At 48.0% G+C, this 248-nt stretch carries 1 pseudogene; it reads right to left on the bottom strand.

From position 1 onward, the window contains the following. Window positions 1–248: pseudogene (locus AB4585_RS26270) on the bottom strand (lytic murein transglycosylase); the annotation flags it as partial.

Here is a 248-nt window from a genome sequence, read left to right as displayed (position 1 = left end):
TTCTTTTATTCGTGCCAGTGACGATGAGAATGGCTTGACCGATGCCTTCTGCTCAGTCAACACAGAGGTGCTGTATTTAATCGGCTTACCTAGATAGTCTGCAGCGGCAATGCTGTAGAAGTTTCTTTCACCGAGTAGACTCTGCATCTGAGCCTTGCCCTTCTCAACATCACCTAAAGCGATATCCGTACGAGCTTGCCAGTACTTCCAGCGCTTGGAGTTTTTCTCTTTGCTTGGCAGCTTGCTGA

Source organism: Vibrio sp. 10N.222.49.C9, from assembly GCF_041474985.1.
In the GTDB taxonomy this organism is placed as follows: domain Bacteria; phylum Pseudomonadota; class Gammaproteobacteria; order Enterobacterales; family Vibrionaceae; genus Vibrio; species Vibrio crassostreae_C.
This window is presented reverse-complemented; position numbering and strand designations above follow the sequence as displayed.